The sequence below is a fragment of the Helicobacter canis genome (assembly GCF_008693005.1).
Classification (GTDB): domain Bacteria; phylum Campylobacterota; class Campylobacteria; order Campylobacterales; family Helicobacteraceae; genus Helicobacter_B; species Helicobacter_B canis.
Window position 1 is genome coordinate 66,375 of record NZ_VXKE01000012.1, and the last position, 25,460, is coordinate 91,834.

At 46.3% G+C, this 25,460-nt stretch carries 29 protein-coding genes; 8 read left to right on the forward strand and 21 right to left on the reverse strand.

From position 1 onward, the window contains the following. From F4V45_RS04140 to F4V45_RS04150, 3 genes are read right to left on the reverse strand one after another with little or no spacing between them, the layout of a single operon-like run. On the reverse strand, nt 1–1,029 hold the full coding sequence (locus F4V45_RS04140) for a 4-hydroxythreonine-4-phosphate dehydrogenase PdxA (protein WP_150337193.1): 1,029 nt from the start codon (nt 1,027–1,029) through the stop codon (nt 1–3). Then, entirely contained in the window at nt 1,026–2,111 is a 1,086-nt protein-coding gene (locus F4V45_RS04145) for a type II secretion system F family protein (protein WP_150337194.1), read from the reverse strand. The genes F4V45_RS04140 and F4V45_RS04145 overlap by 4 nt, the downstream gene beginning before the upstream one ends. Nucleotides 2,112–2,120: 9 nt before the next feature. Then, nucleotides 2,121–3,161, reverse strand: coding sequence for a glycosyltransferase family 9 protein (locus tag F4V45_RS04150; protein ID WP_150337195.1), 1,041 nt, complete (start codon nt 3,159–3,161; stop codon nt 2,121–2,123). A gap of 60 nt (nt 3,162–3,221) precedes the next feature. Here F4V45_RS04150 and F4V45_RS04155 point away from each other — a divergent pair, with 60 nt between their 5' ends. After that, the gene (locus F4V45_RS04155; protein ID WP_170235163.1) at nt 3,222–4,598 is read left to right on the forward strand and encodes an NFACT family protein; all 1,377 of its coding nucleotides are present in this window, start codon (nt 3,222–3,224) and stop codon (nt 4,596–4,598) included. Nucleotides 4,599–4,630: 32 nt separating this feature from the next. After that, the gene (locus F4V45_RS04160; RefSeq protein WP_023929766.1) at nt 4,631–4,939 is read left to right on the forward strand and encodes a hypothetical protein; all 309 of its coding nucleotides are present in this window, start codon (nt 4,631–4,633) and stop codon (nt 4,937–4,939) included. A 20-nt stretch (nt 4,940–4,959) separates the two neighbouring features. Here F4V45_RS04160 and F4V45_RS04165 read toward each other — a convergent pair whose 3' ends face one another. The 3 genes from F4V45_RS04165 to F4V45_RS04175 are packed head-to-tail and all read right to left on the reverse strand — an operon-like array spanning nt 4,960 to nt 6,755. Next, the gene (locus F4V45_RS04165) at nt 4,960–5,784 is read right to left on the reverse strand and encodes a hypothetical protein (protein WP_150337197.1); all 825 of its coding nucleotides are present in this window, start codon (nt 5,782–5,784) and stop codon (nt 4,960–4,962) included. Then, complete coding sequence (locus tag F4V45_RS04170; RefSeq protein WP_150337198.1) at nt 5,777–6,475, reverse strand: ion transporter; 699 nt, start codon at nt 6,473–6,475, stop codon at nt 5,777–5,779. Before F4V45_RS04170 ends, F4V45_RS04165 begins: the two co-directional genes overlap by 8 nt. 4 nt (nt 6,476–6,479) lie before the next feature. Further along, nucleotides 6,480–6,755, reverse strand: a complete 276-nt coding sequence (locus F4V45_RS04175) for a 7(1) septoil knot domain-containing protein (protein ID WP_150337199.1) — start codon at nt 6,753–6,755, stop codon at nt 6,480–6,482. A gap of 143 nt (nt 6,756–6,898) precedes the next feature. Between F4V45_RS04175 and F4V45_RS04180 the strand changes: the two genes are divergently transcribed. Beyond that, on the forward strand, nt 6,899–7,306 hold the full coding sequence (locus F4V45_RS04180; RefSeq protein WP_150337200.1) for a helix-turn-helix domain-containing protein: 408 nt from the start codon (nt 6,899–6,901) through the stop codon (nt 7,304–7,306). Between the two features lie 21 nt (nt 7,307–7,327). Here the strand turns inward: F4V45_RS04180 and F4V45_RS04185 are convergent, their stop codons facing one another. Continuing rightward, nucleotides 7,328–7,585 (reverse strand): RNA-binding S4 domain-containing protein, encoded by a 258-nt coding sequence (locus F4V45_RS04185; protein WP_023929771.1) that lies wholly within the window; start codon nt 7,583–7,585, stop codon nt 7,328–7,330. Nucleotides 7,586–7,726: 141 nt separating this feature from the next. Between F4V45_RS04185 and fliW the strand changes: the two genes are divergently transcribed. Together fliW and gltS are read left to right on the forward strand one after the other, a co-directional pair. After that, nucleotides 7,727–8,161 (forward strand): flagellar assembly protein FliW, encoded by a 435-nt coding sequence (fliW, locus tag F4V45_RS04190; protein WP_023929772.1) that lies wholly within the window; start codon nt 7,727–7,729, stop codon nt 8,159–8,161. Nucleotides 8,162–8,244: 83 nt separating this feature from the next. Further along, nucleotides 8,245–9,600 carry a sodium/glutamate symporter gene (gltS, locus tag F4V45_RS04195; protein WP_150337201.1) on the forward strand — a complete coding sequence of 452 codons (1,356 nt, stop codon included), beginning with the start codon at nt 8,245–8,247 and terminating at the stop codon, nt 9,598–9,600. Nucleotides 9,601–9,620: 20 nt separating this feature from the next. Here the strand turns inward: gltS and hypD are convergent, their stop codons facing one another. The 14 genes from hypD to F4V45_RS04265 all read right to left on the reverse strand — a co-directional run bounded on the left by hypD (nt 9,621) and on the right by F4V45_RS04265 (nt 21,300). Beyond that, nucleotides 9,621–10,769: a hydrogenase formation protein HypD gene (hypD, locus tag F4V45_RS04200; RefSeq protein WP_150337202.1), complete on the reverse strand. Its 1,149-nt coding sequence runs from the start codon at nt 10,767–10,769 to the stop codon at nt 9,621–9,623. 12 nt (nt 10,770–10,781) lie between these two features. Beyond that, nucleotides 10,782–11,327: a DUF2147 domain-containing protein gene (locus F4V45_RS04205; RefSeq protein ID WP_150337203.1), complete on the reverse strand. Its 546-nt coding sequence runs from the start codon at nt 11,325–11,327 to the stop codon at nt 10,782–10,784. Between the two features lie 36 nt (nt 11,328–11,363). After that, the gene (locus F4V45_RS04210) at nt 11,364–11,621 is read right to left on the reverse strand and encodes a HypC/HybG/HupF family hydrogenase formation chaperone (protein WP_150337204.1); all 258 of its coding nucleotides are present in this window, start codon (nt 11,619–11,621) and stop codon (nt 11,364–11,366) included. 9 nt (nt 11,622–11,630) lie between these two features. Continuing rightward, the gene (hypB, locus tag F4V45_RS04215) at nt 11,631–12,365 is read right to left on the reverse strand and encodes a hydrogenase nickel incorporation protein HypB (protein WP_150337205.1); all 735 of its coding nucleotides are present in this window, start codon (nt 12,363–12,365) and stop codon (nt 11,631–11,633) included. Beyond that, complete coding sequence (locus F4V45_RS04220; protein ID WP_150337206.1) at nt 12,366–13,499, reverse strand: glycosyltransferase; 1,134 nt, start codon at nt 13,497–13,499, stop codon at nt 12,366–12,368. It lies immediately after the preceding gene. After that, nucleotides 13,500–13,943: a hypothetical protein gene (locus F4V45_RS04225; RefSeq protein ID WP_023929779.1), complete on the reverse strand. Its 444-nt coding sequence runs from the start codon at nt 13,941–13,943 to the stop codon at nt 13,500–13,502. Next, on the reverse strand, nt 13,943–15,031 hold the full coding sequence (gene cmoB, locus F4V45_RS04230; protein ID WP_150337207.1) for a tRNA 5-methoxyuridine(34)/uridine 5-oxyacetic acid(34) synthase CmoB: 1,089 nt from the start codon (nt 15,029–15,031) through the stop codon (nt 13,943–13,945). The genes F4V45_RS04225 and cmoB overlap by 1 nt, the downstream gene beginning before the upstream one ends. After that, complete coding sequence (locus tag F4V45_RS04235; RefSeq protein ID WP_150337208.1) at nt 15,031–16,083, reverse strand: hypothetical protein; 1,053 nt, start codon at nt 16,081–16,083, stop codon at nt 15,031–15,033. The genes cmoB and F4V45_RS04235 overlap by 1 nt, the downstream gene beginning before the upstream one ends. Beyond that, a complete protein-coding gene (metG, locus tag F4V45_RS04240; protein WP_150337209.1) occupies nt 16,083–18,113 on the reverse strand; it encodes a methionine--tRNA ligase in 2,031 nt (676 codons plus the stop codon). Before metG ends, F4V45_RS04235 begins: the two co-directional genes overlap by 1 nt. A gap of 49 nt (nt 18,114–18,162) precedes the next feature. Then, nucleotides 18,163–18,942 carry a pseudaminic acid cytidylyltransferase gene (gene pseF / locus F4V45_RS04245; RefSeq protein ID WP_150337210.1) on the reverse strand — a complete coding sequence of 260 codons (780 nt, stop codon included), beginning with the start codon at nt 18,940–18,942 and terminating at the stop codon, nt 18,163–18,165. Nucleotides 18,943–18,951: 9 nt separating this feature from the next. Then, nucleotides 18,952–19,731: a flagellar basal body L-ring protein FlgH gene (gene flgH, locus F4V45_RS04250; RefSeq protein ID WP_150337211.1), complete on the reverse strand. Its 780-nt coding sequence runs from the start codon at nt 19,729–19,731 to the stop codon at nt 18,952–18,954. Between the two features lie 251 nt (nt 19,732–19,982). Then, complete coding sequence (locus F4V45_RS04255; protein WP_150337212.1) at nt 19,983–20,513, reverse strand: hypothetical protein; 531 nt, start codon at nt 20,511–20,513, stop codon at nt 19,983–19,985. A gap of 122 nt (nt 20,514–20,635) precedes the next feature. Beyond that, entirely contained in the window at nt 20,636–20,983 is a 348-nt protein-coding gene (locus tag F4V45_RS04260; RefSeq protein WP_150337213.1) for a hypothetical protein, read from the reverse strand. A 41-nt stretch (nt 20,984–21,024) separates the two neighbouring features. Beyond that, nucleotides 21,025–21,300, reverse strand: a complete 276-nt coding sequence (locus F4V45_RS04265; RefSeq protein WP_150337214.1) for a TM2 domain-containing protein — start codon at nt 21,298–21,300, stop codon at nt 21,025–21,027. Between the two features lie 276 nt (nt 21,301–21,576). Here F4V45_RS04265 and F4V45_RS04270 point away from each other — a divergent pair, with 276 nt between their 5' ends. Genes F4V45_RS04270 through F4V45_RS04280 form a run of 3 tightly spaced genes read left to right on the forward strand, consistent with a single transcriptional unit; the run spans nt 21,577 to nt 25,431 of the window. Further along, complete coding sequence (locus F4V45_RS04270) at nt 21,577–22,209, forward strand: DJ-1 family glyoxalase III (RefSeq protein ID WP_150337215.1); 633 nt, start codon at nt 21,577–21,579, stop codon at nt 22,207–22,209. 52 nt (nt 22,210–22,261) lie between these two features. Further along, complete coding sequence (locus F4V45_RS04275) at nt 22,262–23,275, forward strand: ABC transporter permease subunit (protein ID WP_150337244.1); 1,014 nt, start codon at nt 22,262–22,264, stop codon at nt 23,273–23,275. Continuing rightward, entirely contained in the window at nt 23,272–25,431 is a 2,160-nt protein-coding gene (locus tag F4V45_RS04280; RefSeq protein WP_150337216.1) for an ATP-binding cassette domain-containing protein, read from the forward strand. The genes F4V45_RS04275 and F4V45_RS04280 overlap by 4 nt, the downstream gene beginning before the upstream one ends. The last annotated feature ends 29 nt before the right edge of the window (nt 25,432–25,460 follow it).

Sequence of the window (25,460 nt, forward strand, 5' to 3'; positions counted from 1 at the left end):
CTAGATTCTAGCTTGGAGTGATGTAAGGGCGAAGTGTAGCGCATTGCGAAAGCTGGCGGTGCAAGCTATGCCCCGATAAGCGATGTCAAATGCTACTCCGTGATCGACAGAAGTGCGGACTATAGGGAGATTTAGGCTTATATTGATGCTTTGATCAAAGTAGAGTGCCTTTAGCGGCGCGAGCCCTACATCGTGATAGGGCGCGACAAAGACACAAAATCGCTCGCGCATAGCAGGGGTGAAAGCACTATCTGGCGCGACCACCCCTACAAACGCCTCTCTGCCTATGGCAGCATTAGCAGATTCTAGCGCGGCTTGGATTAGGGCGTCTTCTTCTCCGCCGATTGCGCCATAGTCTCCGCAGTGTGGATTAAAGCCTAGCACAAGGGCTTGGGTAAAATCTAGGCTAGATTCCAGCGTGCATAAAAATTCTTTATAGCTCTCCACGCTTATGCGCTCACTTACGCGCGCTAGTGGGATATGGTCGCAAAAAAGCGCGACAAGCATTTGCTTACAGCCTAGCACCATAATGACTTCTTGCTTAAAATGCGCGCGCAAATACTCCGTATGCCCAGCATATTGCACCCCCGCTTGCTTCCACGCGGCTTTGTGGATAGGCAGTGTTAGCACGGCAGTGTGTGGATCTTGGCTTGCTAGCTCCACAGCACGCGCAAAGCTAGCAAAGCTATATGCCCCGCTTTGCGCGGTGATTTGGGCGATGTGGATTGGCGGGGGCTTTAAGCTTGGAGGCTCAAAGCGCACCATATCAAGCAAGCAGTGGATATAGCTAGCGCGCTTAGATTCTACCCCGCCGCGCGCAAGTAGCGTTTGTAGGGCGGATTCTAGTAGGCTCTTATGTGCGCAAATAATAGGCGTGCAAAGCGCAGGGCTAGAATCTAGCGCGCTAGAGGACTGCTTAGGCAGCTGCCCACATTGATACAAAACCCACTCAAGCTCTCGCAAGATGATTTCACAGCCTACGCCATTGCTATCGCCTATGCTTATGGCTAGCTTTTTTTCTCCACTCATAGACTAATGCTCCCTAGCTCCCAAATAGGCAGAAATATCCCAAATGCCAGCCAGCCTACAAAAAGCGCGATGATAATCGTAGAAAATGGCTCAATAAGGGCTAGAATCTTTGTGATTTGCTGCTCATAAATATCTTGGCAATACTGCGCACATAGCTCTAGCACGCATTCTAGCTCGCCGGATTTTTGCGCGGTGGCAAGGAAGCTCTGTAAGGTTAGATCAATATAGACACAAGAGCTAAACGCCCTATCAAGCGCAAGCCCTAGTGAGACTTGCTTGCAAGATTCTGCTATGCTTTGTTTAATGACTGGATTTTGCACGCTAGATAGGGCTATGGGCAGGGATTTGTGGAAGTCTATGCGAGCTTGATAGAGATAGAAAAACCCTAGAAAATACCCCCACAAATCCTTATACACAAGCATTCTGCCAAGCAGTGGTGCGCGCAGCAGAGCGCGTAAGCTCGCCATATAGATGGCATTTTGACTACGCTTACAAACTACGCCCACATACACTAGAGCCACCAAAAGCAGCACAAAAGCCCACCAAAACTCCTGCACAAGCGATGAAGCAGCAATTAAAGCCTGCGTGCTAAGGGGCAAGGCTGCGCCAAAGCTTGCGAAAATCTCGCTAAATTGTGGGATCACAAAAAGCGCGATAATGATAAATGCCCCCACAATGCCAAGTAGCACAAAGAGTGGATAAAACAATGCCTTAAGGAAATTGCTGCGCGTTTTAGCCGTGGTGTGGAAGTAGCGCGATAGGACCTCTAGGATTTGGCTAAGGTTGCCCGACTCTGCGCCAGAGTGGATTAGAGCTATGCCCATAGGGGAGAAAATATGGCTAAAGGGCTGCAGGGCATTAGGTAGGCTAGCACCTGCTTGGAGCTGGGATAGAATCTGCTTATATGCACGGGCTAAAAGTGGATTCTGGCTAGTGTGCGCTAGTGTGGCTAGGGTCTCTTGGAGTGAGATACTAGCTCGCAGCATAATGCTCAAAAGCCGCAAGTCTTGTGCGATATGCAAGGGGCTAGGCTTTGGCGTGTAGGCTAATCTTTTGGGCTTTGGCGTATGGGTGTGGAGCATAGAAGCTCTTTAAGAGTGTGGCTCAAGCATAGCGCACGCAAGGGTATAGACGCGTTTTTGCGCCTGCTCTATGGCTTGCGCTGAGCTTTGCTCTAGGGGCTTTTGGAGAAGGACTAAATGCTGCTTTTGCATACTATCGCCTAGCCATAGCCTAGAGTCCTTGCGGTTATAGATCCCAATGGTTGGGATATGGAGCATATCTGCAAGGTGGATTGTGCCTGTGCTTGGGCTAATGAGTAAGCAAGAGAGCCGCAGTAGCTCGATGAGATTAGCGAGATTATCATCGTTGCTAAAGACAAAGACATTTGGCGGTGGATCTTGCAGGCAGGGTGTGGGCGCACCCTCATAGTGCAAGATGACAAAGCGCATAGACTCAAAGCGCGCAGCTAGCTTATAGGCTAGATCGATGTAGGCTGATAGGGGGAGATTTATGCGCGTGGATTTGACAAAGGGATTAAGACAGATGATAGGGGCTAAGTTTGCTGGGCTTTTAGGATTTGGCGTGTGCTTTGGCGTGATCAAATAGTGTGTAGCAGAATCTAGTGTGTTTTGCACGCGTGCCTTTGCGTCTTCATCTATGGGGTAGCGAAATTGGGGGTAGATAGAGCTAGAAAAGTCTGTGCTAGCTTTGGCAAATCTCTTAGAATCTACCTTTGCTACAAGCTTGCATAGTGCTTTGTGGTAAGGGATTTGCGAAAATGCGCGCGAGAAAAACACCTTGCTAATGCGTGGGTTAAGGAGATTTGCCAAAGTGGCAAAGGAAATGATGCGCTTGGCATTGCTTTGAGCTAGGAGCTTACAACGCCAGCGGTTGGGCTGCGTTAGGATAAAGCACTCAAAGTGCTGGGCGTTGATATGAGCTAGTAGCTCTTGCTTACTCATAGCACTAGAATCTACGCAGATAAAGCCACTAAGCTTTGAGAAAATCTGCGCCCCTTGGGTATTTGTGTAGATGATAATGTCTCCATCATAGCTATGGCGCAGCATAAGCAGAGCCTTTATGGCAATCACATTATCCCCAAGAAACGCCGCACGATAGAATCCAATCATTGCTACTCTTTGCCTAGATTTTATGGCATTATAACACACCGCCCATTGCAAAGGAGCTCAATGACACTTGCTAAAGTCGATGCGCTTGCGCGATTTTGTGCGTGCTTTGAAAGGCTTGTGCGCATAGAGCGCGTGCAAGATATGGTGCTAAGGCTCACCCTAGACCACTGCCATAGCCCAGAGCTCCAAGCCGCTCTTAATGGGGACGCAAGCTTTGCTCTCTATCTCTCTATGGTAAGGGGCAATAGCTATGCCTACACAAGCAAAGATACCCCCTTAGGTCCCAAGCACTATAATGCCCCCTTTGATGTCGCTCTATCCAAGCTTCATCGCTCTAAGATTCTCTCTAGCACGCTTTATGATAATGACAGAATCCTGCGCCTAGAGCTTTTGCAGCAAGGAAGCTATAAGCAAAGCAGAGCAATCGTGCAGTTTGAATTTAGCGGGAAGCATACAAATGTGATTATTCTTAATGCTAGCGGGGTTGTCATAGAAGCATTGCGGCATATTTCTCAAGCGATCTCCTGCCGCCCTGTGAAAGTAGGGACACCCCTTGCCAAAATGCCCCCAAACCCACGCCCACAAATGCAAGAGCCCCCCATAGCACTAGAATCTATGCCTGATATTTTGGCGCGTGCCTATGAGCTTGCAAATGCTCGCGAGCTAGAATCTATGAAGCACTCCCTGCTAGCCCACTATACGCGCATAAAGACGCGCGCGCAAGCTCTGCTAGAGTCCTTGCCTAAAGCTGAGTCCTTGCTACTAGAATCCACAGAGCTACAACACAAAGCCAATCTAGCACTAATGCACCTACACACGCTAAAGCCCTACCAAACCCAAGTGGAGATCACTGATGAGAGCGGAGAGCTTTGGCGCATTACACTGCCCCTTCACAGCACGCCACAAGCTGCGATCAATCAGCTATTCAAAGAGTCCAAAAAGCTCGCTAGAAAGGCAAAAAATATCCACAAAGAAGCTACAAATTTAGAGGAGAAAATTAGCTTTTTAGACAAGGAGCTGGCATTTATAGAGCGTGCAAGCAAGCTTGACACACTCGCTATCCTTTTGCCCCAAGCCAAGCAGAGTGCTAAGAAAAAGCCCCAAAATGAGCAAGCAGAAGTCGTGTTTATCCAAGGGATAAAGATCTCCATAGGGCGCAATGAAAGGGAGAATGTCAAGCTCCTAGAATCCGCGCGTGCTGATGATTTATGGCTACATATCCGTGATATTCCCTCTTCGCATTTGATTATCCATTGTGGGAAAAATACCGCCCCAGAATCCACTATCCATAAAGCGGGCGAGATTCTACTAGGGGTGAGCGGACTTAAGCAAGGGGATTTTTGTGTCGATTATACAAAGAGAAAATTTGTGAAGATTATTAGCGGTGCGCAGGTGGTGTATAGCAAGCATAAAAGCTTGCACTACCGCATAAGCTAGCAAGGAAGCTTAAGGCTATACAAGGAGGCATTATGGCAATCTCACCTATTGGCAATATCACTTATATCAATCAAAATATGCAAGCGACTTCTGCCACTCACGCAAACGCTATGCAGCGCGGCGATATGATCCCCCAAGAGTTTGAAGACAAGCTTAAAGAAATCCAAGAAGTGCGCCCCACAGAAACGGGCAACAAAATCGACAAAGACACCAAGGGCAATGGGCAGTGGGAGGAGGGAGAGCAAGAAGAGCGAGAGCCAAGCGAGCAAGAAGAGTCAAACCCGCTAGATTCTAGCCTAAATAGCGATGAGAGTGCGCATTTGCTCAATATCAAAGTGTAGATTCTAGGTGTAGATCACACTCATAGCACCACGCCGCATAGAAGCACAAAGGGCAGGTATTCTTTCTCATAGAGATGATAGGTGTTTTCTTTAGGTGTATCAATACTAGGGCGCAAATCAAGGGCGGAGCATAGCACACCTTGTGGGCGCACCCCCATTTCATCATTTGCGACATTTTGTATCATCTCTGCCACTTCGTAGGGAATAGAATCTAGCTCATTCATATCTGGGGCTTGCTCTTTAGCGCAATAGACATTGATAGAAAAAAGCGCGAGCTTAAAGCTATCGTAATCCGCGAGTTTTCCTGCTTGCTGTAACTGCCCTATATCGCGCACTTGCGTAATGGCTTCTTTAATGCGCTCTATGCAGCTGCTGCTAAACTCCCACCTAGCCCTTTTGCCGACATTAAGCCATAAATGTTTAGATTCTATCCATATATCAAACCTATTATCCTCTGTCGCACACCAAAAGTCAATCGTGCGCCTGTGCTTCTTATTTTGGCTTTCGTCCTCTCGCAAATCTACACCTTTGCAATCCACACCATACTCACTCATCACATAAGGCGTAAGACGAGAGAGCGCCATAGCAATAGCAGCAGAGTTGCTGCGCTCATTGTATGTGATAGGAAAGTCCCCTATTTGCTCAAGCAAGTTAAGGTTTATATCAAAAATATGCCGACAAAGCTCATCATAAAAGCTCTTTAGCTTTCTACCGCCTTTAGCCCCACTCCCTGTGTTTGCCCCTGCATTCACGCTATCGCTTTTGTAGAGAGAGTCTTCTAAGTAGCATTCATACCATCTCGCATTTTTCTCGCTAAACCGCTTGTGTATATCGTATTCATACATCTTTATTATCCCTTTCTAGTTTTTGAGCTTTTATCTCACTAATGCTATCAACAATCACGCCTATGACCATATTTAGCACGATAAAACTCACAATGATCATATAGCTTATAAAATATATCCACGCATAAGGATATATTCGCATAATAGGTCGTGCTATCGCTCCGCTCCAACTCTCCCCTGTCATCACTTGAAAAAGTGTGAAAAAGCTCTTACCCAAATCACCAAAATACTCTGGCGCAGCTGTGGCAAAAAGTTGTGTGCCAAGCACCGCATAGATGTAATACACAAGCAAGAGCAAAACACCTATGGATACAACACTAGGGATACTCCTTGTGATAACTGCGATGACAAACCGAAGCTGTGGCACAGATGAAGAGAGTCGCGCGGCTCTAAGCACCCTAAACAATCGTAGGATAGCAATATTGCCTATGATTGTCGTCGGTAAGACAGATAAAACCACTATACATAAATCAAAGAGATTCCACTTTGAGAGAAAAAACTCTTTGCGTAGCACAAGGATTTTCACGCACATTTCAATGCAAAAAAACAATAAACAGATTCTATCAATAGCGATAAGGATAGAATTGTTTTTCAAAAATGAAAATGTCAATGCTCCCAAAACTATAGAATCTAAAATGATAATACTAAGCACTAAGCCTTGAAACAACCTAGAATGAATAAAAGTATTCATAATGCTAAAGTCTATTTTGAAGCTTATGTGGCTTTTTCCATTTGGCTTTAAAGTCTTTATCTACAAAAAATACTTTTAAATCGGCTTTGAAATCCTTATCTACCCAAGCAATAGTGCTTGTAGCCTTACTATCTCTATCTTCAAAATACCACAAACCATCGTGCTTTGCTTTAAAGTCTTTATCTACTTCATACACAAGTAAATCCGCCTTGAATTCTTGTGTAACCTTGAAGCATTTTACATCTGCTTTATTTTCCGCTACTACACAAACCTTTGCCATAACAGCTCCTTTTCAATGAAATTTTGAGCTAGCATTGTATGAAACTGCTTTATTGATAAACGATAATTTATATATATAAAACCTATAATTTACTGACTAAAATCTACATCTTTGATAAACCAAAAAGAGTAGAAGAAAGCGGAATGAAAGTTATTGATAAAATAAATGAGATTCTAAAGCGAAAAAATCTAAGCAAAAAAGAGCTTGTCAATCGCCTTATAGACTTGGGCTTGCGTGCAAATAAAACGGGTGAGACGCCCACAATCTCTAGCATTTATGCCTATCTTAATGGTAATATCGAGCTAAAGGCAGATATGATTCCATTTATCGCCGATGCGTTGGGTGTGTATGAGCAGGAGCTTTTCTCCCAAAGCTCACCGCACAAAATGCTTCAAAGATTCTGCTTACAAGACCCAAATCTTGCTAAATATAGCCATATTGTAGAACTGCTAGAATACATCAGCCCAAAGTCCCTAGAAACGCTTGAAAAAACGCTCCTTAGTCAAAAAGAAAAGACAATCCAGCTCAATGAGATTCTACAAAGCTTATAGTCTTTTGCTGCATTATGTTTGCTACTCTTGTGTGGGGATCTCTTGTATAAAAGTCGCAGAGAGAGATTTGGGCGTGGTGCGCGTGGTGGGGATAGCTAGGATCTTGTAAGACTTTTTATAAGTGAGAAAGTAGAGAGTGATCACATCGCCTATGCGCACTTCTTTGCTGCTTTTTACGCGCACACCATTTATCTCGACAATATTATTTGCACACATATCTTGTGCGATTGAACGCTTTTTGACAATATTTGTGGCATTAAGAAAGCTATCAATCCGCATAGATTCTCCCGCTCATTTACTAGATAGATCGCGGCTAGATTGTAGCAAAATCCCAAGAATATCCGCGGTGTATATTTGATTTTCACAAAAAATTAGATAGAATCGGCGACTAACTTAAGTTTGCAAATTTAAAGGTTCGTGATGGTTTTTGAAGTCAAGTCGCCTATTTTAGGCTTTGAAGATGTTGTGAAGATGAAGCTTGAAAAAATCGATGAGATTTTTATGCGCTTGAGTAATGTCGATGCGCAAGCACCGGTATTTGTGCTTGTCAATCCTTTCATCTTGCGAGAGTATGACTTCGAAGTGCCCGTGGCTATAAAGCTTCTGCTAGACCTAGAAAATGCGAAAAATATCTTTGTCGCCAATATTATGGTAATGCAAACGCCAATCCAGCAATCCACAATTAACTTTCTAGCTCCCCTAGTGTTTAACTTTGATAATCAAACAATGGCGCAAATTGTCTTAGATAGCTTCAAATACCCAGCATATAGCATTGCCGAGCCTATTTCTAAGTGGTATAAAGAGGGGGAAGATCTTGCGGGTAAAGACTCTCCCAATGACACTAATCCGCAGTAGCCTGCTGTATTTTTCGCTTTTTTTGTGCTGTGGCACACTAGGTGCGCGTATTTTCCACGCGTATTTTTTAAGTAGGGTTTGATATGAGAGAGTATTCTTTGGACTTTTATTCCACGCTGGTGGCTATGGTGGCGGTGCTGCTGCTTGGGCGGTTTCTGTTAGCGCGCATTAAATTTCTGCGGGATTTTGATCTGCCAGAGCCTGTTGTGGGGGGCGTGTTTGTCTGTATCGCTATTTTTATCGGCTATAAGTATTTTTCTGTGCATATCACATTTGATGAAGCTTTGAAAGATCCGCTAATGCTGGCGTTTTTCTCAAGCATAGGGCTAAGTGCGGACTTCTCATCGCTGAAAAAGGGCGGGCGGCTTTTGGTGCTGTTTTTGGTGATTGTGGTGGGGCTGTTGTTTTTGCAAAATATCGTGGGCGTGGGGCTGGCACTTGCTATGGGGATAGATCCACTAGTAGGTATGCTTGGCGGCTCTATTACGATGAGTGGGGGGCACGGCACGGGATCGGCTTGGGCAGATGTTTTCTCAAACAAGCAGTATGGACTTAGCAACGCCAGAGAAGCTGCGCTTGCAGCCGCGACTTTTGGGCTTGTGATGGGCGGGTTTATCGGTGGTCCTGTCGCGCGTTTCCTTATACGCAGGCATAAGCTGCAAACTCCAAACCAAGGCAAAGTCTTAGCCCCAAGCGATACTAGTGAGCAAAACACGCTAGCGAGCAACTTTGAAGCCCCGCAAAAGGAGCGGCTCATCACCACTGCTTCTTTCTTAGAGTCTTTGGCACTTATTGCTATTTGTCTGCTTGTGGGGAATTTTATGACTCAAGTGAGCGCGCCTACCTTGCGCGATCAACTAGGGATCAATGTCCCTACATTTGTGTGGTGCTTGTTTTGCGGGATTATCTTGCGCAATGCCCTAGCCGCGCTTAAAATCCACCACGTCTTTGATAGGGAAGTATCCGTGCTGGGCAATGTGAGCTTGGCACTCTTCTTGGCTCTTTCGTTTCTCATTATCAAAATCTGGCAGCTAGCAGACATTGCGCTGCCGCTTATTGTGATTTTGGTCGTGCAGACATTGATGATGATAGCCTATGCGATATTTGTAACCTTTAGATTCTTGGGCAAAGACTATGATGCAAGTGTGTTTGCAGCGGGGCATTGTGGGTTTGGACTTGGGGCTACGCCTACGGCTATGGTCAATATGCAAGCAGTTACCAACCACTATGGTCCAAGCCACGCGGCATTTATGATCGTCCCGCTTGTGGGGGCATTTTTCATCGATATTATCAATTTGCTTGTGATTCAGGGCTTTTTGCTACTGCGTATCTTTCCACAAGGCTCGGTAGAATCTAGCAGCGAGCAAGCTGGCACGCTCCTAGATTCTAGTGCGCAAGTGCTATCAAGCTTAGCGCACACGCTTATGAGCCTTTGCTAGAGCTTAGATTCTAGCTAGATCTAAAGAGCTTGCCCGTATTTATAATACGCCGCGCAAGCCCCCTCACTGCTTACCATACAGCTTCCTAGTGGGTGCTCTGGGGTGCAGGACTTGCCAAACACTTTGCAATCAAGCGGCTTTGCCACACCGCGCAAAATATCGCCACATCGGCAGGCTTTGTTGTCTGCTATTGGCGTGTAGTCTAGCACATTTGCAAACTCTCTCTCTGCATCAAATGCGCTAAACTCATCGCGTAAGCGCAGTGCTGAGCCTGCTATCTCCCCTAAGCCCCTCCACTCAAAGCTCTCTCTTGGCTCAAAATAAGTGCGCATAAGCTCTTGGGCTTTTGTATTGCCCTCGCGTGTTACTACGCGTTTATACTGCACTTCAAGCTTAGGCTCATTGCACACGGCTTGGCGTGCGATCATCGCGATGCTCTCCATCATATCCACAGGCTCAAAGCCGCTTACCACAATGGGTATGCCAAATCGCTCAAAAATTGGCTCATAAATCTTAGAGCCTGCGATCACGCTTACATGTGATGGCGCGATTAAGGCGTTAATTTTAGAATCTCCACTGCCTAAAATCGCATACAAAGGCGGCGGGACTAAGACATGATTGCTATGGATAAAGAGATTAGTAAGCTTAGATTCTATCGCTCGTGCAAGCACTGCTGCGGTCATTGGCGTGGTTGTCTCAAACCCTATGGCAAAATACACCACGCGCTTTTGCGGATTGGCTTTAGCGATTTCTAGGGCTTGCATAGGCGAATACACAAAGCGCACATCAGCCCCCTTAGCCCTAGCATCTTGCAAGCTCCCTAGCGATCCGGGCACGCGCATCATATCCCCTAGGGTTAGGAGGATTACATCATTTTGCATAGCGATGGTGTAGGCTTGGTTGATGCGATTTTTGGGCATTATGCACACAGGGCAGCCCGGTCCGTGGATACATTGGATAGATTCTGGTAGGAGCTGGTTTAGCCCATAGCGCATAAGTGTGTGCGTATGCCCGCCGCACACTTCCATCATATAAAGTGGCTTTGGGAGATCTCTGGCGATAGCGTGTATCTCGCGCTTAAGGGCTAGGATCGCATCTTTATCGCGGAAGCCTTCTAAAAGGAGCTTTGTGTTAAGCGCGGGACTCTTTGGAGTATTTGTAGAATCCACTTTTTCACAGCCTTATTTAAACGCTTGTGGCAATGCTTGGTAAGAGTCCTCTACAACCTTTGGCTCTGGCTTCTCGCCCTCATATTTGGCGATTTGCTCCTGTGTGAGCGGCGTCCAAGTAAGTGTCTGCCCCATCATTCCTAGCTTATCGATACTCGCACGCAAAGTTAGCTTGCCACTAGAATCTTTAGTGATTTTTAGGTGGTAGGTTTTGCCATCATCATAGTTATACACCTCCCCACCGCTAAAGCTGCCTTTGCCATCACTCTTTAGCCCATAGACAAATACCGCGCCCTTGTCGTATCGCTCCCTTAGCTTTGGGTCTGGGTTTTTGCTGTCTTTTTTAGGACCACTGCCATCGACATTGGCAAATCCATAGGCATAAAACTTGCCATTCTTAGTGAAAAACTCCACAATACTCTGCCGCCCACTATCACCTATATGTGTCATATAGTAGCCATTTAATACGCTAGAATCACTAGCTCCTGCGCTCACACTAGCCCCTGCTAGTAGGGCAAATGCCAGCCAAGCCGCTTGAAAAATCTTAAGTGTTTGCATTATTGCTCCTTGGTAGTTTGTATAGTCTCTTGGGGTTTAATCGAGCTCTTCTTCCTCCATATCCCGCTCTATCTCTTGCACGATTTGCTTATAGAGCTCTATAGATTCTAGTGCGGATTGCGTGTCGATCTTGCTCATCACATAGCCGATATGCAGCAGCACATATTCGCCCACTTGCACTTCTTCTTGCATAAGATCTAGGCTTGCTTCCCTGCTTACACCTAGCGTTTCGATGGTGGCGGTGTTTGTCTCACTATTTATGGAGAGCACTTTAGAAGGGATCGCTAGGCACATACACACTCCTTAGCTGAAAGAATGGCTAGAATGATAGCCACCTTTCTTGCAATCTACAATAAATCGCGCGAGATTTTCTATACTCGCACTATCCTTGCTGCTTGTGCAAAACAGCGGGATATCGGGCTTTAGCTTTGCTAGATCTTCTTGCACTTTAGCGATGTTAAAGTCAAACACTTCACACACATCACTTTTAGAAATCACCACCGCATCAGCGCATAAAAACATCGTAGGATACTTTAGCACCTTATCATCGCCCTCTGTGCTTGAGAGCAAGACGATATTAAGATCCGCGCCCAAATCATAGCTAGCTGGGCATACGAGATTCCCCACATTTTCGATGAAAAGATACTCCACGCTAAGCGCATTTCGCGCCTTTAGAGCGTTATAGGCGTCTTCTATCATAGCGGCTTCTAGGTGGCAGGCAGCCCCTGTTAGAATCTGGTGGGCGGCTATGCCTTTAGATTCTAGCCTAGTGGCATCGCGATTGGTTTGCAAGTCTCCTTCAATCACCGCAAAGCTAAAGCTATCTTCCCCCACCGCCTTAATCGCTGCAAAATGCTCGAGCAAAGTCGTTTTCCCGCTACCGGGCGAGCTCATAAGATTGATCACATAGAGATTATCGCGCGCATACACTTCGCGCATTTGGTTGGCTTTTTTGTCGTTTTTACTTAGGATTTTCTCTACAATTTGTAGGGATTTTGGTGAAAGGGTTGGGTTGTTTATCGTTTGTTCCTTTGGCATTTAGCTCCTTTGTGCTTGATAGTCGTGTATCACTTCTTCATACATCGCGATAGCCTTGGTGATGGAGGATTCTAGGGTGTAGTTTTGCGCAGACTTAGCATAGAGCTTGCTCGCCTCTTCTCTCTCTTGTGTATGCTCTATCCAATAGGTGATTTTCTCGCTCAAATCACTCGCATCTCCAGCTCTAAAAAGTGAGCGAGAATCTAGCGCGAACTGCCTAGTAGCCGAGACCTTAGAGTCTGCGATAATTGGCACGACCCCGCAGCTTATCGCCTCTAGTGCTGCAATCGCCTCGCCTTCTACTTCAGCAGCGTGGATATAGAGCGTGCTTTGATGCAAGACTTTTATTAGCTCTTCTGGTGGTAAAAATCCAAAATCCACCGCATTTGGCAGGATCTTTGCCTGCTTTTTTAGGCTAGATTCTAGTGGTCCTATGCCCTTTAGGTGGAGCTTGATTTGATCTCTATAAGGATTTTGCGCGATGGCTTTGATGATTAGATCTTGTCGCTTTTCTTTAGAGTAGCGACCAACCATTGTGATATGGATAAGCTCATCGCTAGGCTTGCCACTAGAATCTAATGGCTTAAACTTAGGGTCAAAGCCATTAGAGATCACATACTTTTTGCCCTTATAGCCAGCTTTCTCAAGCTCATCTTTAATGAGCTGGGAAGGGCAGTGGATATGGGCGATATACCGATAAAAGCGGTGTTTAAAAAGCCAGAAGATGAAGCGATTAAGCAGGGCTAACTTCTGCAAGCCGATATTATAGGTGATATGCTCTGGCTGGAGATGAAAGGCTGCCATATATGGCACGCCCATTTTTTTTGCCACTTGCAAGGCGACTTGCTCTAGCTTAAAGGGCAAAAACAAATGCACAATATCCGCGCCTCTAATGGCTTGCTCTAGCACCTTTACATCAGGCTTGCCAAAGACCATATGCTGCGCTTTTGAGACTTCTGTAACAATGGGGATATACCGCTCCTTGACAGGGTAGAATCCATCTCCTTGCACATAGGGAGCGACTACGCGCACACTATGCCCCCGCTCCTTAAGTGCGCTAGCAAAGCGCGCGGCTGTCATTGAAGTGCCATTGCTTTTATCCGCGAAGCTATCGACTACAAGCACGATGACCAATCAAAGCTCCTTGTCGTCTTTAAGCTTAAGCTTGAAGAGTTTTTTGTCAAAGATTACGATATAAAATAGCCCATCAAAAATCTTAATATTTAGCACAAAGCCTTCTACTTTCACTTCGCATTTGCGCATATCGCCAAGCATTGTCTTTGCCTTTAGCTCGACGACTTGATTTGTCTCCACAGGAGCTAGGAACTTCACATCAGAGCCGATAATGATGGAGTTTTTTTTGTTGATCGCACATAGTGCGGCAAAGCCTGCGGCTGCTTGCACAAAGCCTGTGTGCGTGATCCCGGGCTCTACTTCCATATCTTCGCGCGTAGTGAGTGTAACTTGTGCTTTATCTTTGCTCATCTCCCCCACTTGCCCGCAAAAGTGCATATTGATTGTCGTGCCTACGACCCTATCGCCTACAATCTGCCGCTCTTGGAACTCTTCTTCGTCCATTATTTTCTCCTTGCTTTGATATAGGCTCGTTTGGGTGCTGGGTAGCCTTCTATGGTTTTGCTGCTATCATTTGGGTCTAGGAAATTCTCTAGGCTTAGAGAGTCTATCCAGCGTGTTTTGCGCTGCTCTTGCGTGGTTGTAGGCATAATCGCTAGCACTTCCACACACTCAAACCCACACCGCTCACACCAGCCCTCTAATGCACTAAGGCTTGGGAGCAAATACACATTGCTCATTTTAGCATAACTTTGGCGCACGCTAAGGACTAGGGGAAGCCCACTAACGCTAGAATCTAGCGCGCTAGCTACATCGTTTATATCAAAGATAAGCGTGTCGATAAACGCCACCCCGCCTTTGTCTAGGCTCTGGGCTAGGGACCTTAGGCAGGCAAACACATCGCTACGATGATAGAGCACCCCTAGGCAAAAAATCACATCAAACTTCTCTTTTTTGGTGAAGCTAGGCAGATCCTGCACCCCTAAAAGCTCATAAGTAATGGGCAGATTTACAAAATGATTGATGAAGGCAAATTGGCAGTAAAACAGCGCACTAGGGTCAAAGCCATAAATCCGCGCGCAAGCTCCCTTGCTACTATAAGGAGCACTCTCTCCTGCTTCTTGCAATGCCTTAGCGGACATTGCTAGCATATAAAATCCATTATTACACCCCACATCTGCTATCTTTGCTCCATTTGCGCGCACAAAGGGTGCTAGCAGATCCCACTTCATATAGCTCTGCCACTCGCTATCGATGTGGAGTGAGCAGCTAGGGCTAGCAAGGGTGAAAGGACCTTTGCGCCAGCCTTTAAGCTTATAGGCTAGCAGGGCTAGCGCGCTAAGCACACAATGCTTAGATTCTAGTGTGTGAGAGTCTAGGAGCGTGTGGGCTTGCTCTAGCTCTGCTAGCTCACCCACCATAGTGCAAAGCTCAAGCCCCCTAGAATCTAGCGGCTTATCAAATAGCTCGCTGCTAATTCGCACGCCATTTTCATAGCTAAAGCTCGCGCAACCCTTTGGCACGATTTTATCAAGCTCTGTGATAGCGCGATATAGGGGAGCTATATGTTTAGATTCTAGTGGATTTGGCATTAAAAAAGTGTGGGGGCATATTCTTGTGGGGTTTGTGATAGCACAAAAACTAGCCCCTGCGTGCTTATGCCAAAGATTAGCCCGAAGTTGTATTCTGTGGTTTTTAGCAGTAGGGGCAGCTCATTAGATGAGTCATAGCGGATTGCTTGGAGTGGGTGGTTGTTGCGCTGATTGTAAAGGGCGTAGAATCTTTGCTCATCATCAAGGATTGTAGGGACAAACACCACGACTTTCGCCCATTTGGCTTCTTTGCTAAGAAACTCACCATAGCGCATAAAGATCTCTTCATCATTTGTGGGGATAATCACGCGTGAGCTCTGCCCAAAAGATAGGATTCTAGCATCGTTGGTTAGAGAGATTGGCAGGAGTGTGGAGCTAGGCTCAAAATGTGCGAAATCACACTCGATATGCTCGCGCAAGCATAGATCCACAACAGCCCCAAGCTCTGGGACAAACACACAAGGCAGGGAGATTTTGTAAGAGTATAGCTTGTAGTAGAACTTAATCTCAAACATCGACATCGGCGTGATTAGCTCAAAGGGTAGCTGCTCTGGAGTCTCACAGGGGATAGGCTCTAGAGCTAGATCAAGCACTTGCTGGGATTTGGCGATGATGATTGCGGGGCGCACTTCTTCAACCACATCAAGCAAGTCGATGGGACTCTCATCAAAAAACAGCACACTTTTGCTATGGATTAGGGATTTGGCGATTAGGTATTGTGTGGGGTTGGTGGTGATCACACGGATAGAGCGCGCTAGCAGCTCAAAGCGCGCAAGACGGATAATGGCATCTTGTATAGATTCTACCTTAACCCACGCGATTTCATCGTCATTGAGCCTTGTTTGCAAAAACTTATCAAACACAATGCCAAACGCACCCTTCTCAAGTGCTGGCTCTATATCTCTAGGGTGCGCGGCGAAAAATAGGCTGCCTCGCTTGATATTCTCAAGCTTTGTGCAATACCCGCTAAACCCCCCGATAGCTGGAGAGTTGATCAGCTCGCCATTGATGATTTCGACAATATCTTGGACTTTTTGTGTAACTTCCTGCACTAGCTTATCCTGCTCCCATTTTTTCTCTTCCCATCTATGCGCACAAGCGATAGGGACTCATCATCTTTGCTAGCAAGTATCATTCCATAGCTAAAGTGCCCCATAATTTTGGCAGGCTTTAGGTTGGCTATGACACAGACTTGCGTGTTGAGCAGATCTTGTGGGGCGTAGTATTGCGCGATACCACTTAGCACGACTCTAGGCTCGCTCTCGCCTAGATCAATCTTTAGGCGCAAAAGCTTAGTAGATTTAGGCACAGGCTCTGCTTCTAGCACTTCCCCCACGCGTATATCAAGCTTGCTAAAATCCTCTATGCTCACAAGATTTGCAAGCCCATCTTCTAGTGTGGAGCTAGAATCTACTTGCGCTTTTTGAGTGGGGCTAGATTCTAGCGCGGCTTCTGGGACTAGCATAGAATCTAGCTTTTGGAAAAGGGGAGGCATTGTATGCACTTCAAGTGAGAAGTGAAATATTTTATCTTGCTTGATATAGTAGATATAAGAAGCTGGTGAGATTTCTTGGCAAAATGCGCTAGCGATAGTCCTAGCAGTCTTTGGCATTATGGGATATAGCGCGTGCGCGACCTTTAGCAAGGTATATCCCACAAAGCTTAAAATCGCATTTAGCTCCATATATTTGCCATTTTTAAAGAGATTCCACGGCTCGTATTTAGCGATCATTGCATTGCTACAATGCAGCAGCTTCCAAATAGCTTCTATATATGCTTTTATCTGCATAGATTCTATTAGCCCGCTGTTTATCTCATCTATGATACTGCACTGAGTTTTGAGCTCATCGCCATAATGCTCTACAACAAACTCCGCCACTTCTTTATTATCCAGCATATAGCGGCTGCCAGCCTGCTTTGGAGCATATTTCGCACACATAGCTAAAAACCTATGCAGCAAATTGCCTAGATCATTTGCTAGCTCGCTATTGATCCGCTCACATAAGAGCTTTTGGCTAAAGTCGCCATCTTGCCCAAAGGGTGTTTCTCTAAGCAAATAGTAGCGCAGCACTTCTGCTCCATAAGCTTTGGTGAAAGCTTTAGGATCAACCACATTGCCAAGCGACTTGCTCATCTTTTGTCCATCGCGCATCCACCAGCCGTGTGCATAAATATGCTTAGGCAGAGGCAGCCCTAGACTCATCAAAAATGCAGGCCAATACACCGCGTGGAAGCGTAAAATATCTTTGCCTACGATATGTGTGGCACACTCCCAATATGGCATTTTCTCTCCAAGCACTGATAAAGAGCTAGAATCTAGGCTAGATTCTAGCTCGCTAGACTCCGCCTTGTTGCCTTGATAAAGCCCAAGCGCACTCATATAGTTAAAGAGCGCATCAAGCCACACATACGCGATATGCTGCTTTTGCGCACCTTTCTTTTTAGGCAGGGCGACCCCCCACTCAAAGCTTGTGCGAGAAATGGAGAGATCTTGCAAGCCGCTTTCTACAAAGCGCACTACTTCATTTTTGCGATATTTGGGCAAGATCACATCTTCACTGCTTGCATACCACTCTAAAAGCCTTTTCTCATACTTGCTTAGGGCGAAGAAGTAGCTCTCTTCTTTGATCTTGCTAAGTGGCTTGCTCCCCGCGCAATCTGGGCAAATCCCAGAATCTACATTTAGGAAAAAGCTCTCACAGCTTACACAATAATCCCCCTCATACTCTCCCAAATACACATCGCCATTAGCACATAGTCGCTCAAACACTTGCACAATCGCTTGCTTATGCGGCTCATCTGTGGTGCGGATAAAGTAGTCATAATCAATCCCCATCAAATCCCACAAACTGCGAAACTGCCCGCTAATCTCATCAGTATAAGCCTTGGGGCTTTTGCCCTTTGCTTTGGCGGCTTGCTCGATCTTTTGCCCGTGCTCATCAGTGCCTGTGAGTAAAAACACTTCCTCGCCCCTAAGCCATTTGTATTTCTTCAGCATATCAGCGATGATAGTCGTATAGGCGTGTCCGATGTGGGGGACATCATTGACATAGTAAATGGGCGTGGTGATGAGCTGCTTCATACAAGTCCTTGGTGTAAATAGTGCGTATTATAAGCTTTCAAGCTTAAATCTAGTAGCCATCGCCTGTGGTTTGGTGAAGCCTAGCAGCAGAGCTAGAATCTAAAAAGCTAGATTCTAGGTGGGCGCGGTATTTTAGCTCTGCTAGATTCCAGTCTTCTAGCGTGTCTATGTCTTGGGCTAGGGAGTGGGGGAGAATGATTGGGCAAGAGTGCGGCGCAAATATGGCTAGCTCGTCTTGCCACGCCCACACTCGCCCGAAGTAGAACTGCCCGGCATCGTGGTAGATCCTAGGCAGATCTTGGGAGCGTTTAAGATAGTGCTTGGGGAAAAGCATAGCAATACCGCGCTCATCAATGCTAAAGCTTCTGTAAGGATTGTAGCTATACTCTAGAGTGCCAAAGCTATATGCCGCGCTAGAATCTAGCAGAGCTTGCAAGCCTTGAGCGAGAAAGCTTGCTTGCAAAAGTGGGGCAGTGGGGTAGATCACGCAAAGCACATCGCAAGAGCTAGAATCTAGCCCTAGCTCTTTGATCGCGTGGCGTGCCACCGCGGCAGTGGGCGTGAAGTCATCGCTTAAAGAGCTTGGGCGTAGGAATGGAGCTTCCGCGCCATAGCTTTGGGCAATATCGGCTATTTGCTGTGAGTCTGTGCTCACCACTACGCGTGAGAAAAGCTTAGATTCTAGCGCAGTGGTGATAGGATAGGCGATGATGGGCTTGCCGCAAAAGGGCTTGATATTTTTATGTGGGATTCTCTTGCTTCCGCTTCGCGCTGGGATTAGCGCGATAGTTTTTGGCGCGCTAGGGCTTAAAGCAGCGGCATTTGGCATAGAATCTGCTTAAAATGGAAATTCATCTTCTATGGCTTTTGTGCCATCTTTTTTGTGGTTGGTCTGCCCGATCGCGCCAATGCTTGTGTAGGCGATTTTGGAGTCTGCGATAAACTTTGATGAAATACTATTGTCACGCTCGATGTCATATGGGCGGATCACGCCGCTAATGGTTACTAGCCGCTTTTCGCCATCGATTAGCACTTCATTGTGCCCATAGACGAAGTAGTTGCCATTTTCTAGCACTTTTAGGATTCTAGCGGTTATTGAGAATTTCAGCGCGTCATTGCGGCTTTGCTGTCCGCTGCCTTTGAAGTTGGAGTTATCGGCGGTTTTTTGCAGGGTGTAGTTGGTTTGGTTGTTTAGGTCTTGGGTGTCTTTGGCGGCTTGCTCATCGCTGCCATTATAGCCTAGCACAGGGGCATTGACTGCGCCACCGCTTGTGCTTGTGTAGTCTTTGGAGCTAGAGAGTGAGGCGTTGGAACTCTCATCGATATTGATGGTGATAAGATCATTTGGGCGCATAGCTCGCCTATCGGCAAAAAGTGGGCGATCGCCTTGCCCAAAGAGTGAGCCTGCTTGCGCAGGAGCTGGGAGGAACTCTTTGCTAGGCATTTCATCGACATAGGCTGGGGGATTGAAGTCGATCTCTGGGCTTAGGGCGTGGGCTAGGCTTAGCGCGCTAGCCACTAGTGCTAGTGCGGTGATCGCGCGCGCCTTGCGTGATGTGCGGGTCTGGATTCTAGGGCTTTTGGCTGTGTGTACTGGCTGTGTCCTTACAATGCTCATCTAGGCTATCCTTAAGTGGTGTTTTGGTAGTGGTTAAAGCAAAGGGCGTTCCACTCACTATGTAAGTGTGGAGCAAATCGCAGAGCCTTAGAGAGAGTTAAGCTATACGCATGAGCATATAGACTACTATGCGAATTATGGCTATACATAAGGATATATTTACATACGCTGTGTGGAGTAGTGGTGGCAAGACTAGCGGGGGGTTTGTAGAATCTATATGCTAAATTTTCTATTTCTTTTTGTATAGAATCTTATTTATTTGTGATGATACCACTATATAAATCAGCGACAAACTTCCCTATCGCTTCGCCAAAATAGGTTTTGAAATTTTTATCATTCGTCATATCACTTTTAGCATTATTACATAAGGAACACGCCAACACGCAATTATCAACACTATACCCAGCATTAGAATCTTTACGCTCCATATGTGGTGTGCTATTAAACTTTTTTGAATCTAAAAGCTCCTTAGCAAACACTTTTTTTAGCAATGCAAATTCCGTATTGCAATAATGGCACCTATCCCCTTGAGCTTCATACCAATAATAAAATTCCTCAAAATTTTTGAATCCAAACTTTATACCTTGTCTTTTGGCACTAGATTGTTTGTGTGTAAATTTACTCTTCATAAGCTTAATATGCTCCATTTCATTGCTATTAGCAAAAGCTTCTGCTTCACTATCGCTAAGGTTATATCTAGCTTTAAGTGTTTTTACACTTCTTATAAAATCCCCCTGACTTGTAAATTTTATATGCTTTTTAACTAGCTCTTGCATATCCATTTTTCACTCCTTATTGTAGTTTTGAATCTTGTTAGATTCTATGGCTACGATACAAGGCTCAAAGCCCTTGTATCGCAAAGCTATCTATCACCTAATGAAATTTGCACACCCTTGATTAAGCCCTAAGACATAGCGAGTTTGGCTCGTTTTTTGGCATTATCTTTGATAATCCCAAGTGGCACAAGGATAAAATCAAAAATCCACAAAAAGAAATACCCACCAACCACATAACGAGAATACTGCAAAAAAGTATTGCCGTTTTCTATAGCTTGCGAAGCTTCATCGGTTACCAAATAAAAACCAAAAAATAAGCCGCCAATAGCCATAAATACCCCCATTATCAGCTTAAAAGTCCCAAGGATAAAATCCCCCTTATAGAATCTATCAAAGCCAAAAAATCCAAGCCCAAGCAGATTGATCACAAAACCTAAAACTGCAGATTTTTCACTAACTACAACAACCTTTGCCATTTTTGCTCCTATTCAACTTTGTGAGCCTATCTAAAAGTAGATTAAGAATTAGCCGTAGCCACAGCCATAAGCTCAAGCGATTCTATATGCTTATTATTTGAGCTAATCCCCATAGGCACAGCAAACCAATCAATAACATACCAAATCCCAAGCCCACCAAGCGTGAAAAGCTTAAGCAGCCCTAGTCCCATCTCGCCTTTGTAGAATCTATCTACACCCCAAAATCCAAGAAAGAAGCTTAGGAAAAATCCAAGCACAGGCGACTTTTTCTTTCCTACAATTACAACTTTTTCTGCTGCCGTATTTGTCTCTGCCATAAGAAGTCCTTTGTGTTAAATTTTGCACCAAAATGCAGGGCGCAACCCTATCACAAAAAAAAAAAAAAACGCAAGCAGCCGACAGGCACAAAGCCACTCTACCTTGTGCTATTTGCCTTGTAGAGTAGGGCAAAGTAATGAGTGCGAAGTAAGCGCATCTGCCACCTTAATTCTAAGTCCTGCTTGCTATGTTGAGAGAGCCATCATCGCGCTTTATTTGCGCGTGTATTTTTAAACATTAGCTACAATGCCCACACACAAAGTAAAGGAGTGATTATGCAAGCGATCCAAGATCAGGCTAAATCCATTCTAGTCCCCCTAGCTGATGGCTTTGAGGAGATTGAGTGCGTGAGTGTGGTGGATATTTTGCGCCGATGTGGGGTCAATGTCCTGCTAGCTGGCATTAGCGGTGCTAGGGCATATAAAGGCGCACACGATATAGAGATACTAGCACCTTATGATCTAGCAAGCCTAGATTCTAGCACGCTAGAATCTCTAAGCGGCATAGCCCTGCCCGGTGGGCTTAGGGGGGTGGAAAATCTTAGCGCGAGTGCTGAAGTTACATCAATCTTGCAGGATTTTGCTAAGGCTAGCAAGCTTATCGCTGCTATTTGTGCCGCACCCATTGTGCTAGCACGCGCCAATGTGCTGCAGGGATACTTCACCTGCTATCCGGGCTGTGAGTCTTCTTGCTATGAGAGCTGCCAAGCCCAAAATCTGCACTATCAACAAGAAGGTGTCCTTACGCACGGCTCTCAAATCACTGCTTCTGGTCCTGCTAGCGCGCCGCTTTTCGCCCTAGAGATTGCGCGCTACTTGCTAGGAAATGATCGCGCCCAAGCGGTGAGAAAAGAGCTGCTACTAGATGATATACCTTCTTTTGCTTCTAGTATGTATGTTATATGCTAGGCAGTGCTAAGGCTTGGCAAAAGTGGATTCTAGGGCTTTGGCACACCACCGCCTGCACTTGTGGAAAAATCGCTGGAAAATCTTCGCCACAAACTCGCGCACTAGAATCTCGCTCTATCTTTTTGCCACGCTTTGTGCTCTAGCCCTGCTAGCACCACTGCTTGCTAATCATAAGCCCCTGCTTATCTACTACAACGGACATTTTTACTTCCCCTTATGGCAGAGCTACCCAGAATCCACTTTCGGCGGGGATTTTTACACCGAGCCTGATTATAACGACCCATATATGCAAGAGCTTTTGCGTGATAGCTTCGTGCTAAAAGCCCCTATCCCATATCGCTATGACACTATCGTGCTAGATTTGCACGCCCCAGCTCCAACGCCACCTTCAAGCAAGCACTGGCTAGGCACTGATGATCAAGCTAGAGATGTGCTAGCAAGGCTCATTTATGGTCTGCGCACAAGCATAGCCTTTGGGCTGATTGTGAGTGTATGCAGTGTGGTGATTGGCATTGGCATTGGGGGGCTGCAGGGATATTATGGAGGGCTAATCGATCTCATCGGGCAAAGGGGGATAGAAGTGTATGCAAGTATCCCGCTACTCTTTTTACTCATCATTCTCTCAAGCTTTGTTACTCCTAGCTTTTGGTGGATTCTAGGCATTGTGCTAGCTTTTAGCTGGATACCATTAAGCGCGATTGTGCGGGCGGAGTTTCTTAGGGTGCGTGAGAGTGTGTATGTCAAAGCTGCGCGTGCTTTGGGGGCTAGTGATATGCGTATAATGCTCGTGCATATTTTGCCAAATGCCTGTATCGCCACGATTGCTTATGTGCCTTTTCTTATGGTGGGGAGCATTGGCACGCTTGTTACGCTTGATTTCTTGGGCTTTGGTATGCCTGTGGGGAGTGCAAGCTTAGGGGAGCTGCTAGAGCAGGGGAAAAACAATCTTGCCTCTCCGCATTTAGCCCTAAGCGGCTTTAGCGCGGTGGCGTTGCTACTTTCTTTGCTGTGTTTTATTGGCGAGGGGGTGAGAGATATGCTAAACCCTAGCGTGCAACGGCGATGAAGTCTGCTTTAGAGCCTAGCGTGCCTTTGCTGTGTGTGCGGGATTTGTGTGCAGAGTTTGGGGATTTTGCCCTGCAAGATATAGCACTAGAAGTGTGGGCAAATGAGCGTGTGGGGATTGTGGGGGAGTCTGGCAGTGGGAAGAGCCTGTTAGCAAAGCTGCTTATGGGACTTGTGCAAGGCAATGAGCGCGGGGAGATCCGCTTCCAAGGCATAGAGCAAAATCTAGCCACTATCCCCATAAACTCGCCCCTTTGGCGCACGATCCGCGCACAAAAAATCGCCTATATCCCCCAATCTCCAAAGCTATCGCTAAATCCACTCCACACCATAGGAAAGCAGCTAGCAGAAATGTGTGCCTTGCATTTGCCACACACACCAAAAGCCAAGTATCAAACCCTAATCGATCAGGCACTAGAATCTGTGGGGCTAGAATCCACTTTGAAGCACCGCTTGCCCCACACGCTTAGCGGCGGACAAGCCCAGCGCGTGTGCATTGCGATGATGAGCTTGGCGCGCCCTAGGCTTCTTATCTGCGATGAGCCTACAACTGCGCTAGATGCGCATATACAAAGCCAGATTCTAGCACTTTTAGATTCTTTTACAGAGATGGCAATTGTATTTATCACGCACGATTTGGGCTTGATAGGGAGGTTTGCGGGGAGGGTGTATGTGATGCAAGGGGGGAAAATCTGCGATCATCTCAACATAATGGATTCAGCTTGTGGGCTAGAATCGTGGATTTCTTCGCCGCGCTTGTGCGATAGGCGACCTAGCCTTATCTCCGCACGCGGCTTGAAAAGCCACGATTCTAGCTCCACAATCTTAGAATCCAAAAGCGACTTGGGGGATTGCGCTTTAAGTAGTCATTTCGCAGATTTAGCAAATTTTGGGACAACCGCAGACTCTTGCTCTGCCCCAAAATTTGCTAAAAACTACGAAAGCCCCACCGCAATTCCTAGAATCCTAGAAGAAGAAAGTCGCGCTTCCTGCTCGTCATTGCGAGCTTTGCGGGAGCAAAGCGTGGCGATCCACAAATCCACACAAGTGGATTCTAGTGCGAAAATGGATTGCCACGCCACTGCTAGCGCAGTGTCTCGCAATGACGATGAAAACACGCAAAATATGTTTTCTCAAAACACCGCAGGCGGCAGGATTTTTGATGAAAAAGTGGGGTTGTGCAGTGGTGAGCAAGGGGATAAGACTTGCGGTCTATCTCCGCAGCGAGACACAAACTCCCCGCTTTTTCGCAAAAAGCCAACGCCCAAACCAAACCAAGCCCAATTCTCCAGCCAAGCCAAAACAACACACCCCTACACACGCAAGCTCCTTGCCGCCATAACCCTACCTAAAAAAGTAGATTCTAGTGCGGGCGAGGTGTGCTTAGACCTACGGGACTTTGCCGTGTATTACACGACTAAGGGCTTTTTCACAAGGCGCAAAACCCTAGCGATACAGGGGGTAAATCTGCGACTAAGAGCGGGGGATAGCATTGGTATCATTGGAGCTAGTGGGAGTGGGAAGTCTAGCCTAGCCCTTGGGATTTTGGGGCTAGAGGGGCATAGTGGAGAGCTTTGCCTGCCAAATGCCGCACAAGAGCCACTTATCTACACAAGCACAAAGCGCGATAAAGCGTTTGTCTCTATGGTGCAAATCGTCTTCCAAGATCCGCTTTTAGCCCTTAATCCGCGAATGTGCGTGCTAGAGATTTTACAAGAAGCTCTGCAAGCTAGAGAGAGCTATAAGGCGAAAAAAGCCAAAGCCCTTACCCCAAAGGCTATAGAGCTGCTAGAGCAAGTAGGGCTATCCAGCAGCTTTCTCTATCGATATAGCCACACGCTTAGCGGTGGAGAAGCCCAGCGCGTGTGCATTGCTAGGGCATTGGCAAGTGGGGCTAGAATCCTGCTGCTTGATGAGCCCACTTCCGCACTTGATAAAAGCACGCAAAAAGACATTATCACGCTGCTTATAGGGCTGCAATGTGCGCTTGGCTTAAGCTATATTGTCATAAGCCACGATCTTAATGTCATAGAGGCGATGTGTGCAGAAGTGATCGTGCTAGATTCTGGGCAGGTGGTGGAGCAAGGCGCAGTGGCACAAGTTTTTAGCGCGCCTATCCACCCTTGCACGAGAGCTTTGCTTCAAGCTAGAATCTAGCCTAAAGCTCTTAAGCTCTAGCCAAATCT

Bases quoted from the DNA above. Each gene is read 5' to 3' on its own strand.
- F4V45_RS04140 (WP_150337193.1), bottom strand. From the start codon at position 1,029: ATGAGTGGAGAAAAAAAGCTAGCCATAAGCATAGGCGATAGCAATGGC.
- F4V45_RS04145 (WP_150337194.1), bottom strand. From the start codon at position 2,111: ATGCTCCACACCCATACGCCAAAGCCCAAAAGATTAGCCTACACGCCA.
- F4V45_RS04150 (WP_150337195.1), bottom strand. From the start codon at position 3,161: ATGATTGGATTCTATCGTGCGGCGTTTCTTGGGGATAATGTGATTGCC.
- F4V45_RS04155 (WP_170235163.1), top strand. From the start codon at position 3,222: ATGACACTTGCTAAAGTCGATGCGCTTGCGCGATTTTGTGCGTGCTTT.
- F4V45_RS04160 (WP_023929766.1), top strand. From the start codon at position 4,631: ATGGCAATCTCACCTATTGGCAATATCACTTATATCAATCAAAATATG.
- F4V45_RS04165 (WP_150337197.1), bottom strand. From the start codon at position 5,784: ATGTATGAATACGATATACACAAGCGGTTTAGCGAGAAAAATGCGAGA.
- F4V45_RS04170 (WP_150337198.1), bottom strand. From the start codon at position 6,475: ATGAATACTTTTATTCATTCTAGGTTGTTTCAAGGCTTAGTGCTTAGT.
- F4V45_RS04175 (WP_150337199.1), bottom strand. From the start codon at position 6,755: ATGGCAAAGGTTTGTGTAGTAGCGGAAAATAAAGCAGATGTAAAATGC.
- F4V45_RS04180 (WP_150337200.1), top strand. From the start codon at position 6,899: ATGAAAGTTATTGATAAAATAAATGAGATTCTAAAGCGAAAAAATCTA.
- F4V45_RS04185 (WP_023929771.1), bottom strand. From the start codon at position 7,585: ATGCGGATTGATAGCTTTCTTAATGCCACAAATATTGTCAAAAAGCGT.
- fliW (WP_023929772.1), top strand. From the start codon at position 7,727: ATGGTTTTTGAAGTCAAGTCGCCTATTTTAGGCTTTGAAGATGTTGTG.
- gltS (WP_150337201.1), top strand. From the start codon at position 8,245: ATGAGAGAGTATTCTTTGGACTTTTATTCCACGCTGGTGGCTATGGTG.
- F4V45_RS04205 (WP_150337203.1), bottom strand. From the start codon at position 11,327: ATGCAAACACTTAAGATTTTTCAAGCGGCTTGGCTGGCATTTGCCCTA.
- F4V45_RS04210 (WP_150337204.1), bottom strand. From the start codon at position 11,621: ATGTGCCTAGCGATCCCTTCTAAAGTGCTCTCCATAAATAGTGAGACA.
- hypB (WP_150337205.1), bottom strand. From the start codon at position 12,365: ATGCCAAAGGAACAAACGATAAACAACCCAACCCTTTCACCAAAATCC.
- F4V45_RS04225 (WP_023929779.1), bottom strand. From the start codon at position 13,943: ATGGACGAAGAAGAGTTCCAAGAGCGGCAGATTGTAGGCGATAGGGTC.
- cmoB (WP_150337207.1), bottom strand. From the start codon at position 15,031: ATGCCAAATCCACTAGAATCTAAACATATAGCTCCCCTATATCGCGCT.
- metG (WP_150337209.1), bottom strand. From the start codon at position 18,113: ATGAAGCAGCTCATCACCACGCCCATTTACTATGTCAATGATGTCCCC.
- pseF (WP_150337210.1), bottom strand. From the start codon at position 18,942: ATGCCAAATGCCGCTGCTTTAAGCCCTAGCGCGCCAAAAACTATCGCG.
- flgH (WP_150337211.1), bottom strand. From the start codon at position 19,731: ATGAGCATTGTAAGGACACAGCCAGTACACACAGCCAAAAGCCCTAGA.
- F4V45_RS04255 (WP_150337212.1), bottom strand. From the start codon at position 20,513: ATGGATATGCAAGAGCTAGTTAAAAAGCATATAAAATTTACAAGTCAG.
- F4V45_RS04260 (WP_150337213.1), bottom strand. From the start codon at position 20,983: ATGGCAAAGGTTGTTGTAGTTAGTGAAAAATCTGCAGTTTTAGGTTTT.
- F4V45_RS04265 (WP_150337214.1), bottom strand. From the start codon at position 21,300: ATGGCAGAGACAAATACGGCAGCAGAAAAAGTTGTAATTGTAGGAAAG.
- F4V45_RS04270 (WP_150337215.1), top strand. From the start codon at position 21,577: ATGCAAGCGATCCAAGATCAGGCTAAATCCATTCTAGTCCCCCTAGCT.
- F4V45_RS04280 (WP_150337216.1), top strand. From the start codon at position 23,272: ATGAAGTCTGCTTTAGAGCCTAGCGTGCCTTTGCTGTGTGTGCGGGAT.